19 protein-coding genes are annotated in these 21,012 nt (G+C 69.4%); 8 read left to right on the top strand and 11 right to left on the bottom strand.

Going from position 1 to position 21,012, the window contains the following annotated elements; translation table 11 throughout:
- On the bottom strand, positions 1-2,043 hold the full coding sequence (locus tag DFR69_RS30795) for a hydantoinase/oxoprolinase family protein (protein WP_110041191.1): 2,043 nt from the start codon (positions 2,041-2,043) through the stop codon (positions 1-3).
- 25 nt (positions 2,044-2,068) lie between these two features.
- Positions 2,069-2,278 (bottom strand): hypothetical protein, encoded by a 210-nt coding sequence (locus DFR69_RS30790; RefSeq protein ID WP_110041190.1) that lies wholly within the window; start codon positions 2,276-2,278, stop codon positions 2,069-2,071.
- 190 nt (positions 2,279-2,468) lie between these two features.
- Between DFR69_RS30790 and DFR69_RS30785 the strand changes: the two genes are divergently transcribed.
- The 8 genes from DFR69_RS30785 (at position 2,469) to DFR69_RS30750 (ending at position 12,110) form a co-directional block, all read left to right on the top strand.
- The gene (locus DFR69_RS30785) at positions 2,469-3,449 is read left to right on the top strand and encodes an AraC family transcriptional regulator (protein ID WP_244198542.1); all 981 of its coding nucleotides are present in this window, start codon (positions 2,469-2,471) and stop codon (positions 3,447-3,449) included.
- A 26-nt stretch (positions 3,450-3,475) separates the two neighbouring features.
- Positions 3,476-4,570 (top strand): helix-turn-helix transcriptional regulator, encoded by a 1,095-nt coding sequence (locus tag DFR69_RS30780; RefSeq protein ID WP_110041207.1) that lies wholly within the window; start codon positions 3,476-3,478, stop codon positions 4,568-4,570.
- A gap of 131 nt (positions 4,571-4,701) precedes the next feature.
- A complete protein-coding gene (locus DFR69_RS30775) occupies positions 4,702-6,768 on the top strand; it encodes a hydantoinase/oxoprolinase family protein (RefSeq protein ID WP_110041188.1) in 2,067 nt (688 codons plus the stop codon).
- Positions 6,769-6,777: 9 nt separating this feature from the next.
- Complete coding sequence (locus DFR69_RS30770) at positions 6,778-8,694, top strand: hydantoinase B/oxoprolinase family protein (protein ID WP_110041187.1); 1,917 nt, start codon at positions 6,778-6,780, stop codon at positions 8,692-8,694.
- Between the two features lie 18 nt (positions 8,695-8,712).
- Positions 8,713-8,973, top strand: a complete 261-nt coding sequence (locus DFR69_RS30765) for a hypothetical protein (RefSeq protein ID WP_110041186.1) — start codon at positions 8,713-8,715, stop codon at positions 8,971-8,973.
- A 37-nt stretch (positions 8,974-9,010) separates the two neighbouring features.
- Positions 9,011-9,769, top strand: a complete 759-nt coding sequence (locus DFR69_RS30760) for an SDR family NAD(P)-dependent oxidoreductase (RefSeq protein WP_110041185.1) — start codon at positions 9,011-9,013, stop codon at positions 9,767-9,769.
- A gap of 44 nt (positions 9,770-9,813) precedes the next feature.
- Complete coding sequence (locus DFR69_RS30755) at positions 9,814-11,277, top strand: aldehyde dehydrogenase family protein (protein ID WP_110041184.1); 1,464 nt, start codon at positions 9,814-9,816, stop codon at positions 11,275-11,277.
- 2 nt (positions 11,278-11,279) lie between these two features.
- A complete protein-coding gene (locus DFR69_RS30750; RefSeq protein ID WP_110041183.1) occupies positions 11,280-12,110 on the top strand; it encodes an SDR family NAD(P)-dependent oxidoreductase in 831 nt (276 codons plus the stop codon).
- 53 nt (positions 12,111-12,163) lie between these two features.
- Here the strand turns inward: DFR69_RS30750 and DFR69_RS30745 are convergent, their stop codons facing one another.
- The 9 genes from DFR69_RS30745 to DFR69_RS30705 form a co-directional block, all read right to left on the bottom strand.
- The gene (locus tag DFR69_RS30745) at positions 12,164-13,546 is read right to left on the bottom strand and encodes an MFS transporter (protein WP_110041182.1); all 1,383 of its coding nucleotides are present in this window, start codon (positions 13,544-13,546) and stop codon (positions 12,164-12,166) included.
- Complete coding sequence (locus DFR69_RS30740; RefSeq protein ID WP_110041181.1) at positions 13,543-13,971, bottom strand: MarR family winged helix-turn-helix transcriptional regulator; 429 nt, start codon at positions 13,969-13,971, stop codon at positions 13,543-13,545. Before DFR69_RS30740 ends, DFR69_RS30745 begins: the two co-directional genes overlap by 4 nt.
- Before the next feature lie 116 nt (positions 13,972-14,087).
- The gene (locus DFR69_RS30735; RefSeq protein WP_110041180.1) at positions 14,088-15,242 is read right to left on the bottom strand and encodes a lactonase family protein; all 1,155 of its coding nucleotides are present in this window, start codon (positions 15,240-15,242) and stop codon (positions 14,088-14,090) included.
- Between the two features lie 114 nt (positions 15,243-15,356).
- Positions 15,357-15,779, bottom strand: a complete 423-nt coding sequence (locus tag DFR69_RS30730) for an ester cyclase (RefSeq protein WP_167456471.1) — start codon at positions 15,777-15,779, stop codon at positions 15,357-15,359.
- Positions 15,780-15,880: 101 nt separating this feature from the next.
- The gene (locus DFR69_RS30725; protein ID WP_110041178.1) at positions 15,881-16,450 is read right to left on the bottom strand and encodes a GTP-binding protein; all 570 of its coding nucleotides are present in this window, start codon (positions 16,448-16,450) and stop codon (positions 15,881-15,883) included.
- Positions 16,451-16,469: 19 nt separating this feature from the next.
- Entirely contained in the window at positions 16,470-16,853 is a 384-nt protein-coding gene (locus tag DFR69_RS30720) for a DUF742 domain-containing protein (RefSeq protein ID WP_244198541.1), read from the bottom strand.
- Positions 16,850-17,281: a roadblock/LC7 domain-containing protein gene (locus DFR69_RS30715; RefSeq protein WP_110041177.1), complete on the bottom strand. Its 432-nt coding sequence runs from the start codon at positions 17,279-17,281 to the stop codon at positions 16,850-16,852. Before DFR69_RS30715 ends, DFR69_RS30720 begins: the two co-directional genes overlap by 4 nt.
- Before the next feature lie 12 nt (positions 17,282-17,293).
- Positions 17,294-19,675 carry a sensor histidine kinase gene (locus DFR69_RS30710; protein WP_146229470.1) on the bottom strand — a complete coding sequence of 794 codons (2,382 nt, stop codon included), beginning with the start codon at positions 19,673-19,675 and terminating at the stop codon, positions 17,294-17,296.
- Between the two features lie 64 nt (positions 19,676-19,739).
- The gene (locus DFR69_RS30705) at positions 19,740-20,873 is read right to left on the bottom strand and encodes a lactonase family protein (protein WP_110041175.1); all 1,134 of its coding nucleotides are present in this window, start codon (positions 20,871-20,873) and stop codon (positions 19,740-19,742) included.
- Positions 20,874-21,012: the final 139 nt, after the last annotated feature.

Here is a 21,012-nt window from a genome sequence, read left to right as displayed (position 1 = left end):
TCACTTCCTCCGGATCACGATTTCGCCGTACACGCCGACGGTGGCCTGCTGGCCGGCGCCGATATGAGTGGTTGACAGTTCCTCCTCGACCACGGCGGGTCCGTCGAGCACATCGCCCGCGCGCAGGCTCGTGCGGTCGTAGACGTGGGCCTGCTGGGCGCCGACACCGTCCGAGTCGAGGTCACCCAGGTACTGCAGTGTGACGGTGCGGCGCGGGGTGAGCGGGCCGTCGCCCGCGGAACGGGCCGGGAGCTCGGCGTATTCGACCTTGGGGGTGTCGAGGATCGCACGCACCCGGAAGGTCACGCCTTCGACGGGCATGATCTCGAAGCGGTTGCCCGAGCGGGCCTCGTAGGTGTCGTGGAAAGCCGACACCATGGCGGCGACGGCGGCCTCGTCGATGGTGCCGCTCGGCACAGGCACGAACGGGGTCTCCCAGCTCTGTCCGGCCAGGTGCGCGTCCATGCTGCGCAGGATTCGCACCGAGCCGCCACCGGTGCGCGCCCGCAGCTGTTCCTCCATCTCGGTGAACAGCTTGTCGATCGCGGGGGCGGCGTCGCCGGTGAGCATGAGGTACGCGCTGCGGTCGACCGTGAAAACCTGGTCGGTGGAGAGCAATCCGACCGCGGAGAACAGGCCGGGGTTCGGCGGCACGATCACCTGCTTGCACTGCACGGTGTCGAGCACCGCGGGCAGCAGCATGGGGCCCGCGGCGCCGAAGGCGACCAGGCTGTAGTCGCGGGGATCGACACCGTTCTTGATGGCGACGTTGAACACGCCCTCGGCCATGTTGTTGACCGCCATCTCGTAGGCGTAGCGGACCCGGTGTGCCAGATCCAGCTCGGTGTGGAGTGACTCGAAGGCCCGCCGGGAGGCGTCGGCGTCGAGTTGCAGTTCGCCGCCCGCGAAGTCGTCCGCATCGAGGATCCCGATCAGCAGGCAGGTGTCGGTCGTTGTCGGCTCGGTGCCGCCGCGGCCGTAACAGGCGGGGCCGGGCTGTGCCCGCGCGCTGTCGGGGCCGACCTGGATCTCGCCCGCGGAACCGATCGACACGATGCTGCCGCCACCGGCGCCGATGCTGGAGATGTCGTTGGCCAGCGCATTGACAACGAGGTCGTGCTCGAGTTCGAACGTGGTGTCGACGAACGGCTCGCCACCACTGACCACGCTGATGTCACACGAGGTGCCGCCCACGTCGGCGCACAGCAGGTCGTTCTCCTCGATCAGCGCGCCGAAGTGCGCGCACGCGACGGTTCCGGCGGCAGGGCCGGAGAAGACGATGCGGAACGGCTGCTCCATCGCCTGCGCCGAGGGAACCAGGGTCGCCGCGCAGTCGGCGAAGTTGAGCTGGCCGGCGAATCCGAGCTCGCTCAGGCCCTTCTCCAGGCCCGCGGTGTAGTCGGAGTAGATGATCTTCATCAGCGTGTCGATCACGGTGGTGGAGGCGCGGGCGTATTCCTTGGCCAGCGGCGACACCTCGCTCGAAATCGAGCACGGCACGTCGCCGAGCACCTCACGCACCAGCTCACGCAGCCGCAGTTCGTGCACAGGATCGACGTAGGCGTTGATCAGGCAGATCGCGACGCCCGCGACATCACATCCGCGCAGCACCTCGAGTTCGGTCCTGGCCTGGTCCTCGTCGAGGGCGAACAGCACGCCACCGTCGGCGGTGATCCGCTCGTGGATGCCGCGCCGTAGGTAGCGCTGCACCAGTGGCCGCGAGGCGTCGCCGAAACTGCGCCGCCAGTGCGGGTCGAGGATGGCTTCGGCAGGGCGCCAGACCCGGCCCATGTCGAGGATGTCGCGGTGGCCCTCGGTGGTCAGGAAGCCGATCTTGGGCAGCTGGCGGGTGATCACGGCGTTGAGCCCGTGCGTGCTGGCATGGTTGAACACCGGGGCGTCGGCGACACCGAGCACCTCAGCGCCGCGCAGTACGGGGCCGGCGACCTCGGCGTAGTCGGTGGAAACCTTGGCGGTGTGGATCCGCCCGTCGCGCCAGGCGACGACGTCGGTGAACGTGCCGCCCACATCGACTGCGATCATGGTGTCTCCTGAAGTGATTCGGTGCTCAGACGAGGTCGGCGAGCAGCTGGATGGGGCCGAGGCGGTGCCATGGTTCCCGCGACACGGAGTGCAGGCAGCGCTGGCACTTGACCACCCGCACCCAGCCCTGCTCGGCGACGACGGGATACGCGCGAAGTTCGGCGGCGCCACATCGTGGGCAGGTGCCGTCGCGGGGTTCGCGATCCACCTCGAGTGGTGTGGGTGCGTCAGCCATGGCTGGGGTCCTCCTACGGCGATGAATGTGCGGCTGGGATGCCGTGAGGACGACGGTAGGATCGGGAGACCTGGGTCACAATCCGCTCGGCGAAGGCGCGATGTCCTTCGAGCGAAGCATCACTTTGATCGCAGAAAGTATATTATATTGATTATGTGATACCCCTCACGCCTGAAAGGAGGGTCTGCCGTTGTCGCCAGCACCCGCGGCGTGCGTGAGCGCCTTTCGCACGGAGGATCCGGCCGCCGCGCACGATCACGTGGCCGCCGCCTTCGCCCACCACGAACTCGTCCTCGACGAGCGGCACGGGATCGACTTCGCCCTGGAGACGGTCCGGTCGGAGAGCCTGACCGTCGGCCGGATGGCCTACGGCACCGATGCCCGCATCGACGGCCCCCCGATGCAGACGTGCTATCACCTGAATCTGTCCGTTGCCGGGCAGAGCACCGTGGCACAACACGGCACGCGCCGATCGTTCGGCGCCGGTGAGGCCGGCGCGGCCTTCGTGCACGACGCCCCCGTGTCCATCCGCTGGAGCGCCGACGCCGAGCACTATCACATCAATCTGCGCCGCGTGCCGTTCGAACGCCACGCGGCTCGGCTGCTCGGTCGCCGGGACACCGAGCCGGTCCTGTTCGACCTCACCTTCCCCATCGACACTCCCGCCGGACGCGCCCTGCTGGCCTCGACCCGGTTCGTCTACGACGAATTGGCCCGCGAAGGCGGGGTGTCGACGATGCCGTTGGCCTGCCGTGAACTCGAGTCGACGCTGATGACGCAGATTCTGCTCACCGCGCCGAGTCAGCTGACCCCGGTCCTCACCGGTTCCGCGCCGAGCATCGGCCACACGCGGGTACGCGAGGCCGTGGCCTACATCCACGCGCACCCCGACGCCGACATCTCGACCGCCGAGCTCGCCGCCCGCGCCGGGGTCACCGCCCGGGCACTGCAATTGGCGTTCCGCGACGCGGTCGGCATGTCGCCGAGTGCCTACGTCCGCTCGGTGCGGCTGGACCGGGTGCGCGACGAATTGTCTTCCGGCCGGGCCGCTTCGGTGAGCGACGCGGCGATGCGGTGGGGCTTTTTCCATCTGGGCCGCTTCGCCCAGCAGTACCGCGAACGCTTCGGCGAACTGCCGTCGGAAACCGCGAGCCGGACCGGCCTCGATTGAGTGCGGGCGGAGTGCAGGAGTCGAACATGGGCAGCGCATCGAATCAGTGCAGTGTCGCCGAGCTGAACGCCACCATCGCCGAAATCGCCGAGCACGCCGATGCCGTGCTCGATCGGGATCCGGCAGCGCACCAGCTCGACCCCGGTGGAGAGAGCCTCGGCGCACTCTGGGACCTGGTCACCACCCACGCATTGTGCGACACCGAGGCCGCGGGCTCCTCGCCCACCCGGCTGGCCGAACTGATCGGTCTGCTCGACCGGATCAGGGCGGCGGAATCCATGCAGGCGCGGCTTCGGCTCGCGAACCGGACCCAGCGGCTGAGCAAGGTACACGCCGCGCTGTCGGAACTGAGCGCGGTGACCAGCGTGGATTCGCTGCTCACCCGGATCCCGGAGGCGACCTGCAGGCTGGGGTTCGACCGCGCGTTGGTCTCCACGGTGGACGGCGCGTGGCGGTTGCACACGATGCACGTCGTCCGTGATCCGCAGTGGGCGGCCGACATCGTCGCGGTCGGACGGGAGGACCCGCCGATTCTCGACCACGGGCTGGTCGAGAACGACACGGTCGTCGACGCACGCGCTGTACTCGTGCATCAGGTGCAAGACAATCCGCGCGTCAACCGGCCGCTGGCGGCGATCACCAAGTCCTCCTCGTACGGGATCGCGCCGCTGCTGGTCGACGGCGAGGTGGTCGGCCTCGTGCACGGGGACTGCTATCACCAGCAGCGCGTGCTCGACGATGTCGACCAACTGTTGCTGTCCACCTTCGCCCAGGGGGTGAGCCAGCAGTTGGCGCGCGTGTCGATGCTGGAGGGGATGGCAGCGATCCGCGCCCAGCTCGAGGGGTTGGGGAGGTGGTCGACGCCGGGGCACTCCGTCACCCGATCGATCGCGGTGAGCCGTGACGACGACGAGGTTCTCACCCGACGGGAGGTCCAGATCGTCCGGCTGCTCGCCGAGGGGGACTCCAACGCCCGCATCGCCCGCAAACTCACCATCTCCGAGGGCACGGTCAAGACCCACATCACCCGTGTGCTGCGCAAACTCGGCGCCGCCAATCGAGCGGAAGCGGTATCGATCTGGTTGCGGAACTCCGACCCGTCCGGGTCACTACGCGCCTGATGCGACCGGAACCGGCCGAAGGTCGTACGAAACTCCTACCCGCGCCAGATGTCGCCGTCCCCGCCGGACGGAAAAGTGACGTGTGACATAGAGCGGCAGCACAGCCGCCGCACACGGCACGGAGGCGCGGTATGACACAGAGCGAACGGGAAGCCGACTGGATCGTCGGCATCGACGTCGGTGGCACGTTCACCGACATCATCGGGTTGAGCCGATCCACCGGTGAGGTCCGCGACGGCAAGGTGCTGTCCACCACCGAACAGGAGGTCGGGGTCCTCGCGGCGCTGGCGGCGATCGAGGTCGCCGTGCCCGAGGTCGCCGAGATCGTGCACGGGCACACCGTCGGCATCAACGCGTTGTTGAGCCGCACGGGCGCGCACACCGGCCTGATCGCCACCGGCGGCCACCGCGATCTGCTCGACATCGGGCGCATGCACCGCGAGTTCGGTGACCGCTTCTACGATCCGACCTGGTTGCGCCCGCACCAGGAACGCCCGATCGTGCGCCGCGAATCCCGCTTCGGCGTCCCCGGCCGGTTGCGTTATGACGGCACCGAACTGCTCGGGATCGACGAGGACGCCGTGCGCCGCGCCGCGCGCGAACTCGGCGCACAGGGCGCCCGCTCGGTGGCGGTGTGCCTGATGAACTCCTACGTCAACACCGCCCACGAGCAGCGCACCGCCGAGATCGTCGCCGAGGAACTGCCCGGCGCCTACATCCAGACCTCGGCGCTGTACCCGGTGACGCGCGAACACGAACGCACCACCACCGTGGCGCTCGACGCCTACGTGGGGCCGGCGGTCGTCGGCTATCTCGAGCGTTTGATGGCCCGGCTCTCCGAGCAGGACTACCGGGGCACCTTGTGGATCATGATGATGAACGGCGGTGTCGCGACGTTCGCTGACGCGGGCCGGGCACCGGTGTTCCAGCTCGTCTCCGGGCCGGTCGGCGGGGTGAGCGGCAGCGTCAAGCTCGCCAACGAGAGCGGCGCGCCGAACCTGCTCACCATCGATGTCGGCGGCACCAGCACCGATGTGGCCGCGATCCGCGGCGGCAAGACCCCGCTCACCGACACCTGGACCCTCGAGACCGGCTTGACCCTGACCATGCCGCTGGTCGACGTCGAGAGCATCGGTTCCGGCGCGGGCAGCCTGATCCGGCCCAGCGCCCTCGGCAACGTCGCCGTCGGCCCGGCCTCGGCCGGATCGAATCCCGGCCCCGTCTGCTATCAGCGTGGCGGCGTGGAACCGACGCTCACCGACGCGTGTGCCGCGCTCGGCATCCTGCAACCGGACCTGTTCGCCAACGGCGCGATCCGGCTCGATGTCGACGGTGCCGTCGAGGCGCTGCGCACGACCGGCAAGCAGTGGAACATGTCGGCGCTCGAACTCGCCTCGGCCGCTTACGAAATCGCCTGCCAGGACATCGCCGCGAAGGTGCGGAGCATCTCGGTGTACCGCGGTCTCAATGTCCGCGAGTTCGCGCTGCAACCGTCCGGTTCGGCGGGGCCGATGCTCGCCGACCGGGTCGGCCAGATCCTCGGCCTGGACAAGGTGATCGTGCCGCGCAGTCCCGGCCAGTTCTCCGCGCTCGGACTGCTGCGCAGCGATCTCATGGTCACCCGCGCGCAATCCATCATGACCCCGCTCGCGCCCGACCGCGCCGACGCGGTGGAGGACGCGTTCACGGCCTTGCAGGACAGCATCCGGACCGATCTGCGGGACCAGGGCATCGACGTGTCACGTCTGCGCTTCGAGCGCGCCGTGTTCGCGATGTACCGCGGCCAGACCTGGGACAACCGCCTGCCGATCGAGGCGGGCGCGATCACCGCCGAGCGAGTGGGCAAGCTGATCCCCCGATTCCACGAGTTCTACCAGGAGTCATACGGTTTCGCGGCCCCCGAGATTCCCGTGGTCGTCTCGACCGTCGAGGTGACCGCGGTGATTCCGCGCGAACTCGGCGCCGCCGACCACACCCCCGAGCAGGGCGAGTCCTTCCTGCGCACCACCCGGCTGACCGTGCCGGGAACCACCGCACCCGTCGAGGTCCCGATCCACGTCCGCGAACGTCTCGCGCCGCACCAGCCGGTGCCGGGCCCCGCCCTGATCGCCGAGAAATTCGCGACCACCCTCGTGCTGCCCGGCCGGGCCGCACACGTGGACGACGATCTCACTCTCATCATCGAGCCGCAGGCCTGAGGAGCAACCATGACCACCATCGAAACCCCCGGTCCCGCCGTCGACGTCGAGCTCGACATCCTGCGCTACGGCCTCGTCGAAGTCGCCCGCGAAATGCTGGATTCGCTGATGCGCAGCGCTTTCTCGCCGGTCTGCCGTGACATCCTCGACTGCACCAGTGCCATCCACATGCGCACCGACGACGGCTGGGAGACGGTCGCGCTGTGGGAGGGCTGCATGCAGCACGCCTTCACCGCACCGCACATCGCCAACTTCGTGATGGACGACTGGGACATCGATACGATGCAGCCCGGTGACGTCATCTTCGTCAACGACCCGTGGCGCGGCACAATCCACCAGTCGGATGTGAACCTGCTGCGCCCGGTCTTCGTGAACGGCCGGGTGGAATTCCTGCTGCACTCCACCTCGCACCTGGTCGACCTCGGCGGCGCCATCCCGGGCGGCTTCTCCAACGGCACCCAGACCCACTTCGAGGAACAGCTCAAACTGCCGCCGACGCTGTTGTACGCCAACGACGTTCCGGTGCGGCCGACCTTCAACTTCATCCTCGAGAACAACCGGGTGCCCCAGCTGGTGCTGGGCGACCTGCGCGCACTGCACGGCTGCCTGGTCGTCGGCGAACGGCAGTTGCAGGAGCTCGTCGCCCGCAGCGGTCTGGACAAGATCCGGGCGGCGGGACGCTATGCGATCGAGTCCACCGAGGCGAGCATGCGCCGCGGCATCGCGAGCATCCCCGACGGGGACTACACCGCTGAGGACTTCCTCGACGAGGACGGTGTGAGCGGCGAGGCGATCCCGGTGCACGTCACCGTGAAGGTCCGCGGGGATTCGATGGAGATCGACTTCTCCGGCTCCGGGCGTCAACCGCTGGGCAACTGCGGGACCGCCTGGTGCGAGGCCACCCGCTGCATCGAGGCGGTCAAGCTGATGGTCGACCCCTCGACGCCGGTCAACAGCGGCACCTTGCGACCGGTCGAAACCATCCTGCCGCCCGGCAGCGTGGTGCAGGTGCTGCCACCGTCGAGTTGCTCCAACCACGCCGATATCGGCGCGCGCGGCATCAATGTGGTGACCCAGGCACTGAGCCAGGCCACCGACGAGGCCTTCGCCTGTGACACCGGCACCGCGGTGGTCGTCAGCCTCGGCGGCATCGACACCCGCGCCGGGCACGAGGGCACACCGTGGGGCGCGTTCGCACTCGCCGGCGGCGGGTGGGGCGGTACCTGGAAGGAGGACGGCGTCTCGTTCTGCGTGATCCCGATCGGCAACTGCCGCACCTCGGTGCAGGAACACCTCGAGATCGAGAGCCCGCTGGTCGTCGTCCAGCACGAGATGGTCGTCGACACCGCCGGTGCCGGACAGTACCGCGGCGGCGCGGGCTCGGTGTATTCGATCTACGCCGAATCCGACACGATGGTCACCGTCACCGCCGACCGGATCCGCGTCGGCGCGCCCGGATCCAACGGGGGCGGCGCGGGCGCGCCCGCCTTCGGGTGGTACATCGAGAATTTCGATCTCGCACGGCACGGCGATCCGCTGGACCTGCGCGGCACCGAGCCGCTGTTCGGCATGTTCGACGCCGACGGCAGACCCGACCCCAACCACGGCGAATTCGGCCTGGGCGCGCGCTATCAGACCGGCAAGTTCTCCGGCCTGATCCTGAAAGCCGGTGACGCCCTGCGATTCGTCATCGGCGGTGGCGGCGGCTGGGGTGACCCGCTCGAACGCGACGCCGATCGCGTCGCGGCCGACGTGCGTGCCGGACTGGTGAGCCCCGAATTCGCCACTGCCGGTTACGGAGTCGTGCTCCGTGACGGCGCGGTCGACGAAGCCGCCACCACCGCACAGCGGGCGCGCCTGGCGGCCGAGCGTGCCGAGGGGCGCTGGCAGGTGCCGGTCGCCACTCCCCTCACCTGGACCCTCTGAAAGACAAGGACCACTGCCATGTCAGTCGATCGACTCCTGTTCCCCCGCCCCGAGACCGACCGCGTGTATGTCGAACGCGTGCCCGTCGACGGCGCGTGCCCCGCCTGCGGTGCACCCGAACTGGCCCGCTACCCCGTCGCCAACTTCCTGGGCCCGCGCATGGTCGTGAAGTGCCAGCACTGCTTCCACCACGTGTCGGTGACCCGGGCCGAGCCCGAGGACCACTGGCCCGCGTGGCGCTCGCCCGCCCGCGACTGGCCCGCCTCGCGCGTCGGATAAGCCCTCCCCCAACCTCTTTCACTCCGAAAGGACTCACATGTTGCTCGACGGGAAAGTCGTTCTCATCACCGGCGCCGCAGGCGGAATCGGTACGGCCACCGCGCTGCTCGCGGCCGAGGAAGGCGCGCGGCTCGCACTCACCGATGTGTCGAAGGATCGCCTCGAAACCACCGCCGAGCAGGTGCGTGCCGCGGGCGGGGAGGTTCTCACCGTGCCCGCCGACCTCACCGACGGTGCCGAGGTGAACGCGCTGATCGACGCGGTCGTCGCCGAATACGGCCGCCTCGACGGCGCGTTCAACAACGCCGGGGTCAGCGGCGGACAGATCGGCCAGGGCGGCCGTCGCGTCGGCGAGTGGGACGAAGACGCCTTCGATCGCGCGATCGCGGTGAATCTCAAGGGCGTATGGCTCTGTCTGCGTGCGGAATTGGCCCAGATGGAAGCCCAGGGCGGCGGCGCGATCGTGAACACCGCGTCGCTGGCCGGGCTGGCGGGCTTCAAGACCACCGCCGGGTATTCGGCGGCCAAGCACGGCGTCATCGGGCTCACCAAGACCGCCGCCCTCGAATACGCGCCGACCATCCGGATCAACGCGGTGTGCCCCGGCTACACCGACACCGACCTGATGAAGGACGCCAAACGCCGCAGCGGCGACACCATCATGGCGCGCATTCCCTCGGCCCGGCTCGCCCAGCCCCGCGAGATCGCGGAGATGGCGTGCTGGCTGCTGTCCGACCGTGCCGCCTACGCCACCGGCGGCGAATTCGTCGTCGACGGCGGCTATATGGCGGGCTGACCACCCCCTTCTCGCATTGATCTCTACCCGAAAAGGATTCACACATGACGACTACGATCGCCGCGGCCGCGAGTTACATCGACGGGCGCTGGAGCGGTGGTGACGGCGACCCCATCGCCACGATCAACCCCGCGACCGGGCTCCAGGTGGCACTCACCCCCGCCACCGGCCCCGCCCAGGTGACCGAGGCCGTCACCGCGGCCCGGCGCGCCTTCGACGGCGGTGAATGGAGCCGTCTCGGCCCGGCCGAACGTGGCGCCCTGCTGCACCGCCTGGCCGACCTGCTCCAGGAGAACCGGGAAGCACTCGTCCAGGTCGCCGCCACCGAGATCGGCACCCCGATCGGCAGCGGACCCACACTGCACGTCGACCTGCCAGCGAAGTTCTTCCGCTGGTTCGCCGACGCCGCGATCCGTGGACCCCGCGACGGCTACGAACAGCCCATGCCGCTCGACCACGACCCCATCACCACCAGCAGCCTGCTGCTACGCCAACCCGCCGGTGTGGTCGCCGCGATCGTCGCCTACAACGTGCCGATCATGATGAGCGCCTACAAGCTCGGCGCGGCCCTGGCGGCGGGCTGTTCCACCGTGCTGGTCACCTCACCCCGAGCCGTGCTCCTCACCGCCGCGTTCGTCAGGCTGATCGAGGAGGCCGGATTCCCGCCGGGTGCGGTCAATTTCGTGTTCGGGCCTCCCGCGGTCACCGAGCAGGTCGTCACCGCCCCCGAAGTCGACATGGTCACCTTCACCGGCTCCCCCGCTGTCGGCAGCAAGATCCTCACCCTGGCCGCCCCGACCCTGAAGAAGGTCGTCCTCGAACTCGGCGGCAAATCACCCAACATCGTCCTGCCCGGCACCGACCTGGAACGCGCGGTGCCCGCCTCGGCGCTGCGCTTCACCCGCAACAGCGGCCAAGCCTGCGGCGCGACCACGCGAACCCTGGTGCCGGAGGACGATTTCGACGAGTACGTCGAACGATCGGGTGCTTTCCTGCGCGGCCTCACCGTCGGAGACCCCCTCGCACCGGACACCGTCCTCGGGCCGCTCATCACCGGCGAACACCGCGACAACGTCGAAGGGTTCCTCGCGCGAGCCCGCGACGCCGGTGCCACCGTTCCCGTCGGTGGCGGCCGCCCCGCCGGTCTCGACGACGGATTCTTCCTCGAGGCGACCCTGGTCACCGGCGTGCCGAACGAGGCCGAGATCGCCCAGGAAGAACTGTTCGCCCCCGTCGGTGTCGTCATGCCCTACACCGATCTCGACGACGCCGTCCGTATGGCCAACGACGTGAAATACGCACTCAACGCCAATGTCTGGGGCCCGACGCCCCAGGCCATCGAGTTCGCGCGGCGGCTGCGCTCGGGCACCGTCACCATCAACGGCGGCGGTGGCATGCGACCCGACGCCCCCTGGGGCGGGCCGGGCCACAGCGGCATCGGCAGGGAAGGCGGCGAAGAGGGATTCCGCGAATTCTTCGAAGTCAAGCACCTGCAGTGGCCGCTGTGAGGATGTTGGACGGCCGGGTCGCCGTCATCACCGGTGCGGCGAGCGGGATGGGTCTGGCGACCGCGCAGACCTTCGTCGAGCACGGGGCGAAGGTGGTTCTCGCCGACATCCAGGGCGAACGCGGCGCGGCCGCCGCCGCCCGCCTCGGTGATTCAGCGCTGTTCGTGCGCGCCGATGTCACCTCGGCGGAGCAGGTCGAGTCGCTCGTCCGGGTCGCGGTGGACACCTTCGGCCGGCTCGATGTGATGGTCAGCAATGCCGGCGCCGCCGTGGATCTTTCGCCGATCGACGAGCTCACCCCGGCGGGTCTGGACCGCACGCTGGCGCTCAACCTGCAGGCCCATGTCGCCGCCCACAAGCACTCGGCCCGGCAGTTCCGGGCGCAGGGCACTCCGGGTTCGATCATCACCACCGGCAGTGTCGCCGCCCTGCAGGCCGGCTGGAACGGTGGGGCGTACTCGATGGCCAAGGCGGCCGTGCTCGCCCTGGTCCGGCAGACGGCCATGGAGAACCGGGGCACCGGCATCCGCTCGAACGCGATCCTGCCGGGCGCGGTCCTCACCTCGATCATCACCGACATGTTCGGGGTGAGCCGCGACCGCGAGGACGAGTTCCTCGCCGGCATCGGCGACCGCATCGGTGGCGAGACGCTGATCGGGCGTGCGGGCCTGGCCCGCGACATCGCCCATGCCGCGCTGTTCCTCGCCAGCGATCTGTCGGCGTGGATCACCGGCGTCGCGCTGCCGGTCGACGGCGGCTCGACCGCGGTCACCAAGGACGCGACCGTCTCGCTCATCACCGAGTTCGCGACGGAGTTCCACACCCGTTCGTGAAACTCCCCCCGAGCACCGGCCTCCACTCGGTCCACTCCGGGCGTGCCGTCCGGTCAGGCTGTGTCGCGTCGCGTCATCAAGTGGGTGACAAGCAGCACGGTGAGCACCGCGGTGCAGCCGACCGCGCCGACCGCCAGGGCGATGCCGATCCCGGAGCCGCTCGGGTAGCCGCCGGGTGTCAGGTGCGCGGCGAGGATCGCGCCGGACAGTGCGCTGCCGAACGAGCCGCCGACGGTGCGCAGAACCTGGTTGAAGCTCACCGCGCTGCCGAGCTCGCGGTCGGCCACGCTGCGCGCGATCAGCGCGGGCATCGCCGCATAGGTCGTGCCGATGCCCGCGCCGAAGCCGAACATGCCCACGAGGATCTCCCAGAGCTCGTCGTGGGCCAGCCACAGCAGCAGACTGGACGCGGTGACCAGTGCGGCACCGGGAATCAGCAAGGCGCGCATGGGGACACGGGTCGACACCACCCGCACGACACGGTTCGCCGCGAAGCTGCCGACCGACAGCGGCAACATCACGAAGCCCGCCCAGAACAGCGGCAGCGCGATGCCGTACCCGGTGGTGGCGGGAGCCTGCGCGATCAGGCTGGCGATCGACAGGCACGCGTACATCGCGGCACCCAGCCCGATGGCGGTGCCGTTGGCGACGAGCGCGTCGCCGGCACGCAGCACACGCAGATCGACCAGCGCGTGCTCGGTGCGCAATTCCACCAGGACCCAGCAGAGCAGGATCACGAGCGAGACGAACAGCAGACCGATCGTCCCCGGCGAACCCCATCCCCACCGCGAGCCCTCTCCGGCGACGAGCAGCAGCGCGGCCAGACCGGCGCCCAGCAGGAGGGCGCCGCGCAGATCGAACGGTGTGCGCGGCGCGCGGTCGTCCGGGCCGTCGGGCACCACCTTCCAGACAACGAGCACGGTCGTCAGCAGGAACAGTGCCGCCGCCCAGAAGGCGAACCGGTAGCTGAAGACGTCGGCGAAGATGCCGGTGAGGGGATAGCCGAGACCGAGGCCGGTGGTCACCGTGACCGACAGGGTCGAGATGCCGTTGCGGATCTCGTCGGCGGGTAGATAGCGGCGGGCGAGCGCGATGGTGACGGGCACGATCCCGTAGCTGAGGCCCTGCAACGCGCGCCCGACCAGGAAGACCGCGAAGTCGGTGGCCACCGCGGCGACGACGGATCCGATCAGGATGATCGTCAGCGACCACAGCAGCAGCCGCTTCTTGTGCGGGCCGTCGCTGAGCCTGCCCATGACCGGCGTGGTCACCGCGCCGACCAGCAGGTTGACGGTCAGCATCCACTGCGCCGCGCTGACGTCGACCTGCATGTCGCGCGAGATCGCGGGCACGAGCAGCATGCCGAGCGAGCTGACGATCGCCGAGGTCAGCGCGGTGTAGACGAGAGCAGGGGTCAATCGGCGCGCGGCGATCATTCGGTCGGCCCGGCCTCGGCGAGTTTCCGCAGTGCGGGCAGCGCCTGGCCGAGCGCGTCGCGTTCCTCGTCGGTGAGGCGCTCGTCGATGGCGCGCGCGAGCCAGTCCAGCCCCACGGCCCGCTCCTCGACCAGCCGGGCGCGGCCCGCGTCGGTGAGTTCGACCCACACGCGCCGGCGGTCCTCGCTGTCGGGAGTGCGCACGACCAGACCGAGCGCTTCGAGTTCACGCACGGCGGTGGCGATGGCCTGGGGGCTGACGGTTTGGACGGTCGCCAGCGTGGTCGCGGTGGCTCGGCCGCGGGTGGACAGATAGCCCAGCACACCGAGTTTGCCCGCCGAGATGGTGCGGCCGGCGAGCAACCGCCGGGCGATCGGATGCAGGACCTCACCCAGCTCACGGGCAGTCGACGGCGCGGAATTCATTAGCCAACCATACAACTAAATTGAACAACTTAGTTGCGTAACTGCGGTGATGCTGCCCATACCCCGGACAGCCGAAAGGCCCCTCCGGCGATGCCGGAGGGGCCTGCCACAACAGCTCAGCGCTGGGGAACCAGCGACAAGGTGCGGCCGTCGGCCACGTGGGTGCCGGTGTACACCGCGACCGATTCGTCCAGGTCGAGCACACCGTTCTCGCCGATGGTGAACCGCCGCAGGATCTCCTCCCCGCCACGCATCGGGTCGGTGCCCAGCGCCCAGAGCACCTCACCACTCGGCGACATCACCGAGGACTCGGCGAAGGTGCCCGGCTTCTCCGGTGCGAAAGCGACGTCGGGCAGCGGAGTCAGCACACCGTTCGGCTCGACCGCGAAGGAGCTGATGTGCCCCGACCCCATGTTCGGGACATACAGGAAGCGACCGTCGGGCGTCATGCTCGTCACGTGCGGCAGCATCCCGGTGCGGAACGGCGACCCGGCGATCTCGGTCAGCGTGCCGTCCGCGGCGCGCGCGAACCCGGACACCGACCCACTGATCTCGTTGACGACGTACACGTGCCTGCCGTCCGGCGTGACGCGCGGGAAGATCGGGTTCAGCCCGGTCGACAGGCGCTGCTTGACCGGCGAGACTGTCCCGTCGGCGTTGATGTCGAAGACCAGCAGCTGACGGGGCAGCAGGCTGGCGACATAGAGCTGCTTGCCGTCCGGCGAGACCGTGCCCGAGGCGACACCGTCGAGCGATTCCCCGAAGGGCACGCCGGGCCCGTTCCGGGTGGGGGTCCCGTCGGCGCCGATGCGCACCGGCACGACCTGGGCGTTCTGCAGGCCGACGACGACGTATCCGTCACGGCTGTTCGGCGCGAACATGATGTCCACCGGGACATCCGGCAACGGCAGCGGTGTCCCGGCGGTGAGTTCGCCGCCTGCCCCGATGGCGTACGGGATCAGCTGCGGATTCGGGCCGGGGGCGGCGAACAGGAAACGGCCGTCGGGCGTGGGTGCCTGCGGCCAATTCAGCGCGCCCGGCATGGGCCTGCCCGGAATCGGGGTCGGCTGATCGGTGTCGGAAGCGTGATAACCGGCGATGCCGCCGCTGAGGAAGCCGTGGGCGTAGAGGTGATAGCCGGCGGGGTCGGCCGCCGCGGGTTGTGCCGTCGCTGTGAACCCGGGCAGGGCGATCGCCGCGAGCGCGAGCACCATACCCGCGCGCACGCGCCGCGTCCCCGAACCACCTGTCGACGTTGAATCAGAGGTCATACCAGCGAGGCTATGGGCCAGAGGGCGGGCGAACTGTCCAGAAATCTGCACACCGGCCCGGACAGCGAAAGGCCCCGCCGGGCGACTGCCGACGGGGCTTTTCGGAGGAACTTCTCAGTCCTGGGCAGGCATCAGGCCGAGCTGGGTCAGGAAACTGACGTTGTCCCAGTAGACGCGGTGCTCACCGACCTTGCCGTCACGCAGGGTGAAGGTGTCGATGAGCGGGAAGGTCACTGTGCGCCCGGACGCGGGGACCTCGCCCTGCGCGGTCGCCAGTGGCCCGGTCTGGACGCCGGTGAAGACGATCTCGGCGATCGCGGTGTCACCGTCGACCCAGGTGTTGCGCCGTTCGATCTTCATGCCGGGAAACGCGGTGATGAACGCGCCGATGATGCCGCGCAGCGCGTCGATTCCGGTGAGGGGGCCCGACGGGAACTCCGCTTCCACATCGTCGGTGAACGGGCTCGCGGCCAGCTCGAGATCGCCGCCTTCGAGGCCGGCGTAGTGCGCGTTGACGAAGTCGAGCAGATCGCTCATGGGAAGACCTTTCGAAGAGGTGTGCATCCGGAGTTCCGGATACCAGACAATATATTGTGCATTGGCGCATTCGCGCCAGAGTTGTTGTACGCCTTGCCAATTCAGCCGGATCGGCGGCGCGCAGACGGGGTACTGGCCATGATGTATTCGAACAGGCAGACCAGCACCTCCTTGCACGAGGCGCGATCCCGCGCGTCGCACAGCATGATCGGCACATGCGCGGGGACCCCCAGCGCGGCACCGATCTCGGCCGGCCCGTACCGATCCGCGCCGTCGAAACAGTTCACCGCGACCACGAACGGAATCCGGCGGGACTCGAAGTAGTCCACCGCGGCGAAACTGTCGGCCAGCCGCCGCGTGTCGACCAGGACCACCGCGCCCAGCGCACCCCGCGACAGCTCCGGCCACAGGAACCAGAACCGGTCCTGCCCAGGAGTGCCGAACAGGTAGAGGATCACCCGGGGATTGATGGTGATCCGGCCGAAATCCAAGGCAACCGTGGTCGTTCGCTTGGCTTCGACGCCGCGCAGATCGTCCACGGAACTGCTCAGCTCCGTGAGCTGTTCCTCGGTGCGCAGCGGGGTGATCTCGCTGATCGCGCCGACCATCGTCGTCTTGCCGACCCCGAATCCCCCGGCCACCAGGATCTTCACCGCCAGTTCGCTCGACATGACCGCCGGACCGGGTCCGTCAGAGGTTACGTATGCCATCCAGTACCGCCTGCAATAGTTCGGGGTCGGGGCCCGCCTCGGCCCTCGGTGGGGATCGGAAGATCACATAGCCCGCCGCGATGAGATCGCTGACCAGCACCTTCACGGTGACCAGCAGCAGCTTCAGGTGGGCGGCGATCTCGACGATCGACATCGGCTGATGGCGGCACAGCTGAAAGATCTGGGCGTACTCGCGGTCGAGTTTGTGCACGTCGGAGTCGTAGCCGACCGAGATCACGAGGGTCAGGATGTCCAGCTCGGGCAGATCCCGCCCCGCCCGGCCACGGGTCAGCGCGAACGGCCGAACCAGGGGCCCCGGGTCGTCGTCCTCGTAGCCCCACACCTCGTCCGGCCCGACACTCACGGCACTCGCGTCGACATCGACGATCTCGGCGCCGCCGAGAGATGCTCGCGCACTTGGCCGACGATCACGTTCATCTCGTAGGCGATCAGCCCGAGATCCGCGTCGGCGTCGGTCAGCAGGGCCAGACACGCGCCGTGCCCGGCCTCGGTCACCAGCAGGTAGCCGTACTCGAGCTCGACGACGGTCTGGTGCAGCTGGCCCTTGCCGAAACGCGTGCCCACCCCGCGGGCCAGGCTGTGCAGCGCCGACGACATCGCGGCCAGATGCTCGAGATCCTCCCGTTCGAAACCGTCGGATCCGGCCAGCGCCAGACCGTCCGCGGACAACACCACCGCGTGTTCGGCGCCCGATGTCGATGTCACCAGGTTGGTGAGCAACCAGTCGAGCGTGCCTGCCGGCGCCTGACGAACCATCATGTCCTCGTTCATGTTCTGACCGTTCTACGGATGGGAATGGGGTGATCGGCCGCGGGCCCGGCGGGTGCCGTTCTGCAACGAACTCATCGCCGTGCGCACCGTCTCGGGCGCTCGGACGCGGACCGTGGCCCCGGGCGCGGGGATCTGCGAGTCCTCCTCTGCCACATCGGCACTGAGCTGCGGAGACAGATGCGTGAGCCGTTCCCGCCGGGGCAGGGCGGGCCTGCGATCCACCTCCGCTGCCAGCCGCCCGTTGTGTCCGGCCGTGGACGCGCTCGCCGCGGGAGACCCGTTGCGCCCCACCGGGGCCGCCCGGCCGACGCGGTCCGGCACGGCGGACGCGGGAGCCGGTACCGGTTCGGGCCGCGGTGCGCCGGGCAAAGCGGTGGTGCCGGGAACCCGGTGCACGGCGTCGCGGGTGCGCACGGGTTCCACCGCCCCCGTCGGGTTGTCGTCACCGGCCTCGAGCACGGCCCACGGCACCAGGACGATCGCGCGCACACCGCCGTAGGGCGATTCCTGCAGCGTCACCGCGATGCCATGGCGTGCGGCCAGTCTGCTCACCACGAAGAGTCCGAGGTGACGGTGCCCCGCCAGCGCCATCTCGTGGAAGGGCGGCGGCTCGGCCAGCATGGCGTTGAGGCGTTCGCGCTCCTCGAAGGAGATTCCGAGGCCCTGGTCGTCGACTTCGACCACCACTCCCCTGCCGACCGAGTTGCCGTGGATCGCCACCGGCGCGTCGGGCGGGGAGAACGCGGTCGCGTTGTCGATCAGCTCGGCCAGCAGGTGGATGAGGTCGGCGACGACCGCGCCCAGCACGCTGAGCGCGGGCAGGCGGACCGCGCTCACCCGTGCGTACCCCTCGGTCTCGGATACCGCGCTGCGCACGACCTCCTCGAGCGCCACCGGGTTTCGCCAGCGCCGCCCCGGCGCCCGACCGCCGAGGATCAGCAGGTTCTCGGAGTTGCGGCGCGCGCGGGTGGCGAGGTGATCGAGCTGGAACAGCAGCTCGAGGTCCTCCGGATCGTCCTGGCGAGCCTCGGCGACATCGAGCACGTCGAGCTGTCTGCGCACCAGGGCCTGGCTGCGGAACGCGATGTCGAGGAACACCTTGTTGAAACCGTTGCGGGTGCTCGCCTCACCCACGGCGGTCTCGATCGCGGTGCGCTGGGCGACCGCGAAGGCCGCGGCGACCTGTCCGATCTCGTCCCGGCCGCTGTCGACCGGTGCGGTTTCGGCCTCGGCGTCGACCTGTTCACCGCGGTGGATGCGGCCGATGAGCTCGGGCAGCCGGTCGTTGGCGAGATCGAGACTGGCCGAGCGCAGGGTCCGCAGGCGGCGCAGGAGCCGATTGGCGAGCATGAGCGACACCGAGACCGCGAACACCGTGACGACCAGCATGATCGCCGAGACGACGAGCAGTTGGTTGATCAGCCGGTCGGCCGCCGCGGTGGTCGCGTCGACCGTCACCCGGAACTGGTCGCGGATCACCGCGATCAGGCGCGTGTCGACCGCGCGTTCGGCGGCCAGCCACTCGGGCATGGGCATGGTCAGTTCACCGCGCTCGGCCATCTCGTCCTCGCCGGTGGTGCCCAGTCGCCAGTCGGCCCCGGTGGTGAGCGCTCGAACGCTGGTGCGCACCTGCGCCGACAACCGGGCGTCCACGAGCTCGAACTGACTGCGGTAGACACCGATGTGCTGCGCGAGCAGCCGGCGCTCGCGCGGCGAGAGACCATCGGCGGCCGCGCCCGCGGCGACGAGACCGACCACGCGCGAATGGCTTTCGGCCGCCCGCAGCAGGTCGATCGAGGTCAGTTCGGCGTCCATCGTCGTGATGTCGGAGGATTTCAGCCGCGCCGATTCCTGACCCGCGCCGAGCATGGCGGCGATGAGGTCGCTGAAATACTGGTCGACGTCGCCGGTGGTCGCGCGTCCACTGTCGACCGATTCCCGGATCACCTGCATGCGCCCGATGAGGTCACCGAGCGCCTTGATGGATTCGGCGCCGGTCTCCTGATCCATGTCCTGCGCGGTCGAGGCGATCCGGGCGGTCTCGGCGATCGCGCGATCGGTGTTGTCCCGGCTGGTGCGCAGTTCCGCCGCGGCGGCGGGCGACGATTTCTGGGCGGTGACGCTGGCCAGGCGCTCGGCCTGGATCGAGGTGACGAACCGCAGCAGCGGGTCGATCACCGTCCCACGGTAGTCGGACCATTCCCGGACCGACTCGGCCCTGAGCCCGACCAGCGTCACCGCGACCGCGCCGGTGGCCAGCAGCACCACGCTCGGGATCAGCGCGATCGCCAGCACCCGCGTCCGCACGCTGGCGCCGAAACGGGCGCGCAACGAGCGGCGCGGGCTGCCGGGCACGGCGTCCTCGACGCTCGGCTCTGATTCGGCCGATGGCACAGCGGTTCTCCTCGGGTGGGGCTGGGGGATGTCGCGGTGGGCGCCGGGGCCCACCGCGACCGGGTCATCGTGCGGGGGTCAGGTGGGCCGACGGGCCGTCGTGGAAGACCACGCCGGTGTCGGCGGGTGGCAGATCCGACGGCGCGACGCTGCCGTCGCCGGCGACGGTGTAGGTGTGCACCCTGGCCGACCCGCTCACGGTGAGGGTGTCGATCACGAACAGCTCGTTCTCGTCCGCGCTGAGCACGAGTCGACCCGGCATGGCACCGGCGGGGGTCTTGTAGGGCGAGCCGGGCAGCGGGGTGAGCGCGCCGTCGGCACCGATCCGGAAGCCGTCGACCTCACCGCCGCTCGAGGCGGGCACGTACATGCGGGTGCCGTCGGCGGTGATCGCCGAGCCGTGCGGGGTACCGCCGGTGGGATACGGCGAACCCGGCGCGTTCGACAAGCTGCCGTCCGCCGCGATCACATAACCCGACAGGGTGTTGTCGCCCTCGTTGCTGAGGTACAGGTACCGGCCGTTCGGCGTGACGGCGGGCAGCGCCGGTCGCTGTCCGGTCGGCATCGTCGCGCCGACCTGGGTGAGCGAGGCGTCCGGGTTGATGGCGTAGCTGGACACCGACGCGCCGATGAAGGTGCTCACGATCAGGTTGCGCCCGTCCGGGGTCACCTGCGGCAGGCTGAGACCGCTCATGCCGGGCACCGGGGTGGCGGGCGCGCCGGTCGGCGCGAGCACGCCGGAGGCGGTGATGTCGAAGGAACGGACCTCGGTGGTGAGCGTTCCGACGGTCGCGAACAGGCGGGAACCGTCCGGCGTGATCGTCACACCGATCACCGGAGCACCGAAATCCAGGCGGCTGCCCGCGATCTCACGCAGGGTCCCGTCGGCGCCGAGGTCGTAGCCGATGATCGAGCCGGACACCACGTGGCCGACGTAGACGCGACGGCCGTCCGGGGTGATCTCGAGCGTCAGCGACCCCGTGTCGCTCGCGAACGGGGCGCCGGGCACCCGGGTGAGCACGCCGTTGTCCTCGACACGCAGGACGCTGACATTGGCGGAACCCGTGCCCGTCACCAACAGATAGCGGTCCGCCTCGGCCGCGTCGGCCGGGTGCACCAAGGCCGGGGACAACGACAGCGCCACCGCGGCGGCCACGCCCGCGGCGAGACGTCGCGGGATGAGAGCGTTCCTGAGCATCAGGAGCGATACCTCCGTGTATCCGGGCAGGCCACATCGCCCACCTGAATTATGCACAATATAGTGTGCAATCTCACTCGGTGAGCCTTTTTGAGATCGGGCAACGGGACGGGCCGCCGGTTGTCACGCGACACAACGC

This window comes from Nocardia neocaledoniensis (assembly GCF_003182135.1).
In the GTDB taxonomy this organism is placed as follows: domain Bacteria; phylum Actinomycetota; class Actinomycetes; order Mycobacteriales; family Mycobacteriaceae; genus Nocardia; species Nocardia neocaledoniensis.
This window is presented reverse-complemented; position numbering and strand designations above follow the sequence as displayed.